4 protein-coding genes are annotated in these 12,630 nt (G+C 61.3%); 3 read left to right on the top strand and 1 reads right to left on the bottom strand.

What is annotated here, in order from left to right:
- The first annotated feature begins 231 nt into the window (after positions 1-231).
- From KF814_03175 to KF814_03165, 3 genes are read left to right on the top strand one after another with little or no spacing between them, the layout of a single operon-like run.
- The gene (locus KF814_03175; GenBank protein ID MBX3235131.1) at positions 232-9,597 is read left to right on the top strand and encodes an amino acid adenylation domain-containing protein; all 9,366 of its coding nucleotides are present in this window, start codon (positions 232-234) and stop codon (positions 9,595-9,597) included.
- Positions 9,598-9,614: 17 nt separating this feature from the next.
- Positions 9,615-11,327, top strand: a complete 1,713-nt coding sequence (locus tag KF814_03170; protein ID MBX3235130.1) for a cyclic peptide export ABC transporter — start codon at positions 9,615-9,617, stop codon at positions 11,325-11,327.
- A gap of 15 nt (positions 11,328-11,342) precedes the next feature.
- Positions 11,343-12,101, top strand: a complete 759-nt coding sequence (locus tag KF814_03165; protein ID MBX3235129.1) for a 4'-phosphopantetheinyl transferase superfamily protein — start codon at positions 11,343-11,345, stop codon at positions 12,099-12,101.
- On the opposite strand, the gene tadA is transcribed toward KF814_03165, so the two are convergent.
- A complete protein-coding gene (tadA, locus tag KF814_03160) occupies positions 12,098-12,586 on the bottom strand; it encodes a tRNA adenosine(34) deaminase TadA (protein MBX3235128.1) in 489 nt (162 codons plus the stop codon). The two genes, KF814_03165 and tadA, sit on opposite strands and share 4 nt — an antisense overlap.
- Positions 12,587-12,630: the final 44 nt, after the last annotated feature.

Below are 12,630 nucleotides of genomic sequence, written 5' to 3'. Positions count from 1 at the left end.
CCGAGAATCGAATTGGACATTAGGGAGGCGTCTCTATTGAGAAAAAGGTGATTCTGTTTTGCGATGTACGGGGGGTGCCGTAGACTCAAACCGTACCCATGAACCTTGGAAGCGATGCGCGGGCTGATCGGTTCTGCGAGTACGAAGTCCGGAATAGATCTCTGCTGCGCATCAACGAATCGTAAGTAAAACAGCGCCCTTTCAAATGTTCGACCGGCCTTGAGCCAAACTGTGACCAGACGACAACTTCCACAAGTTCCTTCGTTTCAGAGTGTTCCTCAGGTACTTCGATGGCGAGCCGAGCATCAGCCGGACCAGCCCGCCTATCTGTTTCTCCGCGACGGGCTGACTGTCGCCGGCACACTCACGTATAGCGCCCTCGACCTTCGTGCCCGCAGCATTGCCTCATATCTTCGCTCCCGTTTCACGGCCGGAGACAGACTTCTCCTGGCCTTTCCACCCGGTTTGAGTTTCGTGGAGGCCTTCTGGGGCGCACTCTATGCCGGGCTGGTTGCGGTTCCCGTTCCTCAGCTCGATTCGGTACGACTCAAGCAGAGCGCCGCGCGATTTTACGGGATTGCGGTTGATTCCGGCTGTGCCGGCATTGTGAGCAGCCAGGCCATGCTCGGTACGATTCGCGGGGCGGAGTTGGGCGCCTTGCCGATTCCGCTCGAGCGCTGGCTGACAATCGAAGATGTGGACCCGTCCTGGGCCGACCAGTGGAAGCAGAACGATCCCCTTCCCAGTTCATTGGCCTATCTCCAATACACCTCCGGCTCGACATCGGCGCCCAAGGGGGCCATGGTGAGCCACGACAATCTCGTCCATCAATGCCGATACATCACGGAGGCCGGCTGCTACGATGCCGACTCCATCACGCTTTCCTGGATGCCGCATTTCCATGACTACGGGCTCGTGAAGGGAATTATCCAGCCGCTTTGGCCCGGTCGTCCCTCGTTCCTGATGTCTCCGCTCGTATTCCTAAAACGGCCCGGGCGCTGGCTCGAAGCCATCCAGCGCCATCGTATCACCCATAGCGGGGGGCCTAACTTTGCCTATCGCCGTTGTATCGAGGCGGTGGAGCCTGAGATGCGAAAGGTCTTGGACCTCTCCGGCTGGCGAGTGGCGAGCTGCGGCGCCGAGCCGATCGCGCCCGATACGGTAGCGCATTTCACCGAGGCGTTTGCTCCGGCCGGGTTTCGACCCGACGCATTCTTCCCCGCATACGGCATGGCTGAATACACGTTGCTGATTTCCCTGAAGTCGGGCGTGGGATCTCCAAGAATTCTGCCGCTCGACTCCGATTTGCTCGAGCAAGGCGTGGTACGCGAGGCTTCGCCTGGGCAGGCGGCCGGACGGTACGTTGTAAGTTGTGGGAAGCCGGTCGGCGATACGGTAGTCGCGATCGTGCATCCGGAGACGCTCAGCCGTTGCGCGGCCCAACAGGTGGGGGAAATCTGGTTGCGCGGCGGCAGTACGACGCTCGGCTATTGGAACAAAATCACTGAGACGGAAGAAACCTTCCACGCCACGTTGCGCGATACCGGTGACGGGCCGTTTCTTCGGACCGGCGATCTCGGTTTCATGAAGGACGGCGAGTTGTATGTGACCGGCCGTCTCAAAGATCTGCTGATCGTACGCGGACGGAACCACTATCCGCAGGATATCGAGCGGACCGTCGAGCGTTGTGATACGGCCTTCCGAAGCGGAGGGACGGCGGCGTTTTCGATTCCCGAGGACGGGGAAGAGCATGTGGTCGTGGTGCAAGAAGTGTCGCGGCAGGAAGTCGGCCTCGATATTGAAGAAATTGCGGGGCGGGTGCGGGCATCGGTATCCGAGGAGCACGATCTTCATGTCGCGCACTTGGTGTTAATCAAGGCCGGGAGCCTTCCCAAGACCTCCAGCGGAAAGATTCAGCGGCGGGCGTGCCGGCAACAATTTCTGGCCGGCCAATTGGCCGTCATCGGGGCTAGTCGGTCCCGCCCGTGGGTTCGGCAACGCGAATTGATTCCACCGACGCTCGAAGAACTTGAACGCCTTGCACCGGAACCGCGCCGCAATATCATCGCCGAATATCTCCGAGACCTCGTCGCCGCACGATTGGCGGGGGGAGGGCAGCCCATTTCCCTCGATCGGCCGGTGCAATTCCTCGGGCTCGATTCATTGTTGGCTGCCGAATTGTTGCACGTGGTCGAGACCAAATTCGGCATCGTCTTGTCCCTTCAGTCCGTGCTCGGAGGCGCCTCGCTGAATGATCTGGCCCGCCTCATCGCGGAACGTTCGGTTGCCGATGGGGCCGGGCGTGGCTCGCGTTCGGGCGAGCCGGCCGCGGAGGAGACCTGCTACTTCCTCTCTGAAAATCAAGCGGCCTTGTGGTTCCTGAGCCAGCTCGCTCCTGAAAGTTCTGCTGCAAATGTCGCGGTACTGCTCCGGCTTCCATCACCGATCGACCCGGTTCTGCTGCAGCAGGCGCTGACTGAGTTAAGCGCGCGCCATGCCACGCTTCGTACGACCTATGACACTCGGGAAGACATTCCTGTGCAGCTGGTCCACGATGCCCTGCCGTTTGCCTGGTCACAGACTGACGCCGAGGAGTGGGATTGGCAGCGGGTGCGGCAAGCCGCGTTGGACGTGGCGGCCGTTCCCTTCGACCTGGTCTGCGGACCAGTGTGGCGCGCCCAGTTGTTCAGCGGGTCGGTGTCCCCGATGCTCCTGCTGGTTGCCCACCATATTGCCGTCGACGGCTGGTCCATGACGCTGCTGGTCGATGAATTGCGCCGTGCGTATGAACGACGTGTCGCCGGTACCGCGCCTGCCAGTCAGCCGGAACCGACTCCCTATACCGAGTATGTGGCCTGGCACAAGGAACTGCTCGATGGCGAGGAAGGGAAGGAACTGGCGCGCTATTGGAAAGAGCGGTTGGCCGGCGAGTGGCCGAATTACGAATCGTTCTACGATCGCCCGCGGGCCACGATCGAGCCGGAGCCCTACGGCTGGCATCGGTTTGCGGTGACGACGGAAACAGCGAGGAAGGTCAAGGCCATCGCGAAATCCGAAGGCACCACGAGCTATGCGGTGTGTTTGGCCGCGCTTCAGGTCGTACTCCATCGCTACACGAATCATGAGGATATTGCGATTGCCTCGCCGGTCTTCGGCAGACACCGTGCGCGTTTTGCCCACAGCATCGGCGACTTCGTCAACGTCGTCATGCTCAAAAACGCGGTGCATGCCGAGATGACGGGACGCGAACTCCTGGCCGTTACCAAACAAACGGTATTGGAGGCGTTGGACCACCAGGACTATCCGTTCTCGAGGTTGGCGACGAAGGTGCGGTCCGCGCAAGATCGTCAGCAGGGTACGCTGTCGCAGGTGTTGTTCGTGCTGCAGCGTTTCAAACTGCTGGCCGAGCTGGATGAGGAACTGGGCAGGGGAACGGTCGGCGCCCCGGTTGCCGACGTGTCTCGGTGGGACGGCTACGTATTGCCTCAGCACAGCGGGCAGTTCGATCTCTGTGTGGAACTGTCCGAAGGTTCCCGGGGCATGCATGGATACCTCGAATTCAAACCCAGGCTCTTCGATGCCGACACGATGGTTCGGTTCCAACGGCACTTTGTTCGAGCCCTCGAGGGGCTGGTCTCATCGCCGGGTTTGGCGATCGGCGAACTCAGCCTGATGGATGAGGCAGAACAGCGGGCGGTGCTGGAGCAATGGAGCGGCGGCCGGGCTCCGATCGGCGATGCGCCTTGCGTGCAGGAGCTCATTGAAGCGCAAGCGCGGAAAACGCCGGACGCCCTCGCGGTGCAGCAGGGCGACCGCCGGTTGACCTATCGAGAACTGGACGCCCGTGCCAATCAGCTTGCGCATTATCTGCGCCGGCGGGGAGTCGGACCGGACGTCGTCGTGGGGCTCTGTCTCGATCGGACTCCTGAAATGATCGTCGGGCTGCTGGGTATCTTGAAATCCGGAGGGGCCTACCTGCCCCTGGACGCCGACTATCCGACCGAGCGGCTGGAGTATATGCTGGCCGACAGCCTGGTTCGGGTCATCGTCACGCAGCAGGATCAACTCGGCCGTCTGCCTGTGTCCAATTCCCACACGATTTGTCTTGATTCGGAGTGGGGCGAAATCGGGCGCTGCCCGGACAGCGAGGCATTTACGGCGGCATCGTCGGGCAACCTGGCCTATGTCATTTACACGTCCGGGTCGACGGGGCATCCCAAAGGCGTACTGATCGAACAACGGTCGTTAGCCAACTACGTGCAAGCGATCACAGCGGCCGTTAAGTTGAAGACCGGCGATCAGGTCCTGCAATTTGCGTCTCTGAGTTTCGATCAAGCGGCCGAGGAAATCTTCCCCTGTCTGGCTGCGGGTGGGACGTTGGTACTGCGTCACGCCACCATGGTCGATTCTGTGTCCGAGTTCCTCGAATCCTGCGCGCGGTCGAAGGTGACGGTGCTTGACCTCCCGACGGCGTACTGGCATGAGGTCGTGACACGCATGGACGTGGAGGCACTGCCGTGGCCCCCATCCGTGCGCCACGTGATTATCGGCGGGGAACGGGCACTGCCGCAGGTTGTAGAGCGCTGGGGCAAACTCATCGGCCGAGAAGTCGGACTCTTGAATACCTATGGACCGACGGAAGCGACTATTGCCGCGACGTTTTACGATTTGACGGGCTTGGGGTGCGAGGGGCCGGTTCCCGCGGAGATCCCGATCGGCCGGCCGATTCCCCATGTATCCGTGTACGTGCTGGATCAGAAGGGGCGAGCCGTTCCGATCGGAGTATCGGGCGAGCTGCATATAGGCGGTGTCGGTGTCGCACGCGGCTACTTGGGCCGGTCCGAGGCAGCCGGCAGCACCCGATTCCTTCCCGATCCCTTCTCCGGACGTTCCGGGGCCCGGATCTATCGCACCGGCGACCTTGTCCGTTGGCGCTCCGATGGGCAATTGGAGTATCGGGGCCGTGCAGATCGACAGGTGAAGATCCGTGGCTACCGAATCGAGCTGGAAGAAATCGAAGCGGTCCTGAACCGGCAACCGGAATTCGAGCAGGCAGTCGTGGAAGTTCGAGAGGATCAGCCAGGGGACAAGCGCATCGCCGCGTTTCTCGTGCCGCGACCGGACAACCGGCTTGGACTCGTCCAGCTTCGGGAGCGGCTGCGGGGCCTGTTGCCTGCGCACATGATTCCGTCGTCCTTCACGGAACTGGAGGCCTTGCCGAAGACGCCCAATGGTAAGGTGGATCGGCAGGCCTTGAGGGTTGCGCTCGACAGCCGGGCGAGCAAAGTCGACGTGACCGCCGAGTACGTCGCACCCCGCACCGCCACAGAGCAAATGCTGGCCCATATGTGGGGCGAGATCTTGCACGTGAAGGACATCGGCATCCACGACAATTTCTTCGAACTCGGTGGCCATTCCCTGCTGGCCACTCAGCTTGTTTCTCGGGTGCAAGCCCTGTTTCACGTGCGCTTGCCGCTGCGGCGGGTCTTTGAAACGCCGACGATCGCCACGCTGGCCGATGTCATCGGCGATGCCAGCGCCACGACCAGGCCGATTCGGGACGAGGCTGCCCGCGTGATCAAGCGGGTCCAGCGGGTCGGGCCCTTGCCTCTGTCGTTCGCGCAGGAGCGGATGTGGGTGCTGTACCAGATGGCCCCGGACGCCGCGGCCTACAATATTCCCGCCAGCGTTCGCTTGCACGGGCCATTGAACAAGAACGCCCTGCGCGGCGCGATTCATCGACTAGTCGAGCGCCACGAGGCCTTGCGCACCACCTTCGTCAAGGTCGAGGGGCACGCCAGGCAGGTCCTCCATGCGAATCTCGACCCGGTGTGGCGAGAAATGGATCTGCGACTGCTCGCACATGACCTGCGGGAAGACAAGGCAGCGGAACTCGCCATGGCCGAGGCGCGTCAGCCCTTCGACCTTATCAGCGGTCCATTACTGCGGGTGTTGCTGATCGATCTTGGAGAAGAAGACCATATCTTGATGGTCACGACCCACCACATCATTTCCGACCAGTGGTCGTATGGGATCATCGCGCGCGAGTTGGTTGCCTGTTACAACGCCGCTTGCGAAGGACGCCCGGTGGTGCTCAAGCCGGAATTGACGATCCAGTACGCCGATTTTGCGCAGTGGCAGCGGGAGTGGTTGACCGGCCCGGTGCAGACCGAGCAGATGGCCTATTGGAAATCCAAGCTCGCAAATCTTCCCGTCATGTCGCTGCCAGGGGATCGGCCGCGACCTCCGGTGCATTCGTTCAAAGGCGACCACGTATCCATCGACCTGCCTTGGGCATTGATCAACCGGCTGAAGCAGCTCAGCGTCCGCGAGGGCGTCACGCTGTACATGGTTTTTCTGGCGGGATTCTTCGCGCTTTTGCATCGGCTCACCCAGCAACGCGACATCGTAATCGGGACACCGATCGCCAACCGCCATTGGTTGGCCATCGAGGACTTGATCGGGACGTTCGTGAATACATTGGTCTTGCGGGCGGACCTATCGCCGGAGACGACGTTCCATGACCTGCTGGGCAAGGTCCGAGACCTCTCGCTGGAAGCCTACGCGCATCAGGACATGCCTTTCGAAAAGCTGGTGGAGGAGTTGCGCCCGGATCGCAGCCACGGTGGTCTGCCCCTCGTGCAGATTCTGTTCAACTTCGCCAACACGCCGTTCGCCCGCACGGAGTTTCTGCACCTATCCTGGACCCCCTACGAGGTCAGCCGCGGCGCCGCCCAGCTGGACCTGGGGCTCTCGATCGATCCGCTGGCGTCGAGGAAGGCCTATCTGGAATTCAATTCCGATCTCTTCGACCGGGCTACGGTGGAACGGTGGCTGATGCATTATCGCCAGCTCATGGAGGAGATCGCAGAGCAGCCTCAGCAAGCGATCGGCCGCTTGTCGGTCCTTGTTCCTCAGCAGAGACGGCAGCTGCTGCAGGATTGGAATGCGACCGGGGCGCCCTTTCCGGAGCACACGTGCTTCGCGCAATTGTTCGAAGCGCAGGTCAACCGCAACCCTGATGCCGTGGCCGTCGTCTTTCACGATCGGGAGTTCAGCTATGCCGAGCTCAATCGGCGCGCCAATCGACTGGCTCACTACCTGCGCGAGCAGGGGGTGGGGCCTGATGTGGTGGTCCCGATCTGTCTGGACCGCTCCGTCGATCTGCTCGTGAGCCTATTGGCGGTCATGAAGGCCGGAGGCGCGTACTTACCGTTAGTGCCAGGTCTTCCCTCGAGGCGATTGGCCGCCATGCTGGAAGCCAGTCTTGGGCTTGTATTGGTTACTGAATCGGCGCAGTTGGCAGGGCTGCCGCAGCATCAACTGCAGGTCCTCTGCTTGGATCGAGATGCCGCCACAATTGCCCATCATCCGGAGGAGAATCTTTCGCCGCTCGCCGCGTCGCACCATCTGGCCTATGTCCTGTTCACGTCTGGGTCGACGGGGCAACCGAAAGGCGTCGAAATCGAGCAGCGGGCCCTGGTCAATTTCCTCGAATCCATGCGGCAGGAGCCGGGACTGACCAAGCGGGACACTCTGTTGGCCATCACGCCGCTGTCCTTCGATATTGCCGGATTGGAACTCTATCTGCCGCTCATCGTCGGCGCCCGTATTGTGTTGGCAACCCGCAAAGAGGCGACCGACGGGGGATGGCTCGCTCAGGCGCTGGATCGCGGCGAAGTGACGGTCATGCAGGCGACCCCCGCGACCTGGCGCATGGTTGTCGCGTCCGGCTGGAAAGGTGGTCGCGGCGTCAAGGTGTTATGCGGGGGCGAGGCCATGCCGAAGGAATTGGGGCAGGATCTGCTCGCGCGGGCCGGATCGGTTTGGAATGTCTACGGGCCGACGGAGACCACGATCTGGTCTACGCTGGAGCAAGTGCGGTCGGCGGAGCGAACCGTGCCCATCGGCAGGCCGATCGCCAACACGCAGGTCTATGTGCTCGATCCGCAGCGCGAGCCCGTGCCCGTCGGGATACCCGGAGAACTCTACATCGGCGGTCTCGGACTGGCGCGGGGCTATCGGGGGGCTCCGGCCCTCACTCACGATCGATTCGTCCCGAGTCCTTTCCGGGAAGGGGAGCGGCTGTACCGCACCGGGGATCAGGTGAAATGGCTGGCCGACGGACGTCTGGATTACATCGGGCGAATAGATTTCCAGATCAAACTGCGCGGCTTCCGTATCGAACTGGGCGAGATCGAACATGTGCTGGCGCAGGATCCGTGCGTGAAGCAGGCGATCGTCATCGTGCGGCAGGATGTTCCAGGGGACGAACGGTTGGTCGCCTACGTCACCCCTCAGGAGAGGATGAGTTGCGATCCGCAGCAGCTGCGGAAGAGTTTGCGTGAGACGGTGCCGGACTACATGGTGCCTTCCGCGATCGTACCGCTGTCTTCGTTTCCGCTCACGCCCAACGGAAAGGTGGACCGAGCGGCGCTTCCGATGCCGGCGGTCGAGTCACACCAGAACGATACTCTGGTGATCGCGCCGCGCAACCGGATCGAATTGCAGCTGGCCGCCATCTGGGAGCAGGTGCTCGGCGTCACCCACGTCAGCGTGAAAGACAACTTTTTCGACCTCGGCGGGTATTCGCTGTTGGCGCTTCGAATGTTCAGCGCGATCGAGCGCACGTTCGGTAAGCGGCTCCCGATGGCGGTATTGTTCCAGGCTCCCACGATCGAACAGTTGGCGGACCTGCTGGCCGACGAAGGCTGCACCGTGCGCTGGCAGACGCTCGTCGCTATCCAACCCGAGGGAACTCAAACGCCGTTCTTCGCGGTGCCCGGCGTCGGGGGTAATGTGCTGGTGTTTGCCCGTCTCGCCAAGCTGCTCGGAGAAAATCGTCCGTTCTATGGGCTGCAAGCACGGGGGTTGGACGGAAAAGAAAAGCCCTTCCTGCGCGTAGAGGAGATGGCGGCGCATTACATCGCGGAGATTCGGGCGGTGCAACCGCATGGGCCTTACCTTATCGGCGGCACCTGCACGGGCGGGTTGACCGCATACGAGATCGCGCAACAGTTGCGGACACAGGGCGAGCAGGTGGTGTTGGCGATTATGGAGTCCTGGCATCCGCGGTCATACGCGCAACATTGGCATCGTCCTCCCTATGTGCTGTGGCCGATCCAGTTCATGACCCAGAAGGTACGTACCTACATCCGCTTGATGCGTGAATTGCCCGTGGACCGATGGCCGTCGTTCTGGCAGGGAAAGTTGAAACAGCTATGGAATCTGATGCACCATACCGAAGCGGCCGAGCACCAGGATGAGTTTCTGTACAAGGACCAGGTCACGTACGCGATGTTCCACGCCGCAGCGCGCTATGAATTGAAACTGTTCCACGGCCCTGTGCTGAACGTGATCGCCTCGAAACATCCCTTGACCCATACTGCCGACGATACCAGGTTGGTTTTCGGCAGTTCCGCGTTGGGACGGAGTCAGACGCTCTATCTGCCTGCCGAGGATTCCGGACGCCTGTTCGTCGCTCCTCACGTTCAGGATTTGGCCGGCCACCTGCAGCGGTTTTGGGCGGAAGCCTTGGCCGATCTCCATCCGCATGGAGACGACGAGGAGCACAACGCGCCTTCCCAAGCTGCCTAACCATTAGGCCATCCACCATGATGAAAACGGTGCGGTTTCTTCAGTTCCTCCTGCGCGATGCGCGGTCCATGATGCTGTTCATGGTGCTGGCCGGGATTGCGGCCGGTTTGTCGAGCGTCGGGTTGTTGGCGGTGATCAACAAACTGATCAGCGCCGGAGGCTCGGTCCCACGGCTGCTTGGAGCCGCTTTCATCGGGCTTGCTCTTCTCAAAGTCGGTGCGAATTACGCCTCACAACTTCTGTTGGTGAAGTTCGCGCAGGACACGATCACGCGCTTGGGAATGGGGCTCTGTTGGAAGATCATTCGCGCTCCATACCGGACCCTGGAGACGCGCGGCGCCCCTGCCATTCTCGCGACGCTGACGGAGGATACCAACGCGCTCGCCTGGGCGGTGAATTGCCTGCCGGGCCTGGCGGTCAATCTGGCCATCATTGCCGGTTGCTCCGCGTATTTGGCATGGTTGTCCTGGCAGGCGTTTGCGGGAGTAGTGATCCTGTCGGTGCTCGGGCTTCTCGGCTACCGCCAACTGTACAATCGGCTCTTGGATTCCTCGCTGGCCGTCCGTGAGGCCAAGGGGACGCTGTTCGGTCACTTTCGAAGCCTGACCGAGGGCACCAAGGAACTCATGCTGCATCGGGCGAGACGGGAAGCCTTCGTTTCCACCGACGTTGAGCAGGCCGTTCAGGCCATGCGCGCCAGCAATCTTGCGGCCACGAAGCAATATTTGTACTCCGAATGCTGGACCCAGCTGCTCTTTTACGGATTGATCGGCATGATCCTGCTGGTCTTTCCTTCGCTCCTATCCCTTTCCGGCGAGTCCCTGACCGGCTATGCTTTCGCCATGCTCTACATGATCGGCCCCATGTGGGGAGTGATCGGGATGGTGCCAACCATGAGCCGAGGGCGAATTGCGCTGGAAAAGATCGAGGAGTTGGGTGTCGAACTGGACGGCAGCAGCAAGGAAGGTGGGGCCGATCGCCTGATCGACAAGGGGCCGCACCGCATCGAGTTTTCCGCCGCTCAGTTCACATACGAAGCGGGCAAGGACGACGATCGTCAGTTTACCCTTGGGCCGATCGACCTCGCGATCGAGACGGGGGAATTGTTGTTCGTCGTGGGCGGCAACGGGAGCGGCAAATCGACCTTCGTGAAGCTCCTGACGGGACTGTATAGGCCTCAGTCGGGAGCCGTTCGAATGAACGGGGAAACGATCGCGGCGGAGACGCAGGATTGGTACCGCCAGCATTTCGCTGCAGTCTTTTCAGACTTCTATCTGTTCAAGCGGTTGTTGGGGTTGGATCCGGGCCTGGTTGCCGATCAGGCGGATGAATGGCTGAAGGCCTTGCGTATCCAGCATAAAGTGACGATCCAAGACGGGGAATACTCCACCGTGAATCTCTCCCAGGGCCAGCGCAAGCGGCTGGCGTTGGTGACGGCGATGTTGGAGGATCGGCCTTTTTATGTGTTCGATGAATGGGCAGCCGATCAGGATCCCCAGTACAAGGAAATCTTTTATGGCGAGCTGCTGCCTGCCTTACGGGCCCGTGGAAAGGGCGTTATCGTTGTGACCCATGATGATCGCTACTTTCACTTGGGTGATCGCGTGTTGAAATTGGATGAGGGGAGAATCGCCGAGGTCACCCTTCAGAGTTCGCGTGCCGTTACCGGCCGGAGCACGGCGCAATTGAAGCCGGTTCTGCGGCCGGCTGCCGGCGGCGGGGCCGGTTGATCCGTCCCGATCGGTATGACTCTCTCAAGCAACGATACCCTCGCCCCCTCGGTCGTTCCCCTCGGCTCGCACGATCTTCACGTCTGGTTCTGCCCGCTGAGCCGCTATGAAACGCAGGCGGATCGCTTTCGTGAGCTGCTCTCCGCAGAGGAGGCGGCCCGGGAGCGCCGGTTCGCGTTCCCGCGCGATCGACGGCGATTCCTCCTTTCTCACGGACTGCTTCGCGTGATCCTCGGGGCCTATGCCGGCCGCGATCCAAAAGCCTTACAGTTTCAGATGGGGGCCTATGGCAAGCCGTTCTTGCTTGATGAGGTTGGAACCGCGGCTGCCTTACGGTTCAGCCTATCCCACTCCGGTGACCATGCGACGATTGCGGTGGCCTGGGTGCGAGAGGTCGGAGTCGATATCGAATCGAGCCGCGAGGGCCTGAACGAACTGGAACTGGCACAGCGGTTTTTTTCTCCCGCTGAAGCGCGTCAGGTGGCGGAAGTCGAGGGGGAAACAAGACGCCGGCTGTTCTATCGTTACTGGACGGCCAAGGAAGCATTCCTGAAAGGACGTGGAACCGGTCTCGCCGAAGGCCTGCAGCGATTCACCGTGCAGTGGGAGACGGATCGGCAGGGACTCATCATGCCGAGCGATGGCACTCTTTACTCGACCCAGTGGCACATCCGAGCCTTGGACATTCCGGATGGGCTGGTGGGGGCGATTGCCTTCGACGGAGCGGACTGTCGACTGCAGATGTGCGAGTGGTCGCCCCGTCTGCCCGGTTAATTCTCCTCATTGCGCAGCAGCGATTCCTTCCGCAATTGTCGAAAAAATTCCTGCAGTAAGCTTTGGCTTTCTTCGGCCAACAGTCCGGCCTCGACCTCCACGCGGTGATTGAGTCGGGGTTCAGGAGGAATATTGATTACGGAGCCGCAGGCGCCCGCTTTCGGGTCCCATGCTCCGAAGACCAAGCGAGGAATCCGGGCGAGCACGATGGCACCGATGCACATGGTGCAGGGCTCCAATGTCACGTAGAGAGTGGTTTCGGTGAGACGCCAGCTTCCGGTGGCGCCAGCCGCATCGCGGATCACCATCATCTCAGCGTGGGCTGTCGGGTCTTGCCAGGTTTCGCGCCGGTTGTGGGCACTCGCGAGGACTGCACCGTCGCGCACGAGGAGGGCGGCGATCGGCACTTCGCCGATCAGCGGTGCCTTGCGGGCCAAGTCCAGGGCTTGGCGCATATATCGAAGATCGTCGTCTTGAATGGGCATGTCGGCGGGCATGCTAGCACGGAGCAGCCGCAGAAAAGGAGAGG

This window comes from Nitrospiraceae bacterium, assembly GCA_019637075.1.
Classification (GTDB): domain Bacteria; phylum Nitrospirota; class Nitrospiria; order Nitrospirales; family Nitrospiraceae; genus JAHBWI01.
Note: the sequence above shows the minus strand (reverse complement) of the source record. Positions and strands in the feature narration are given on the sequence as shown.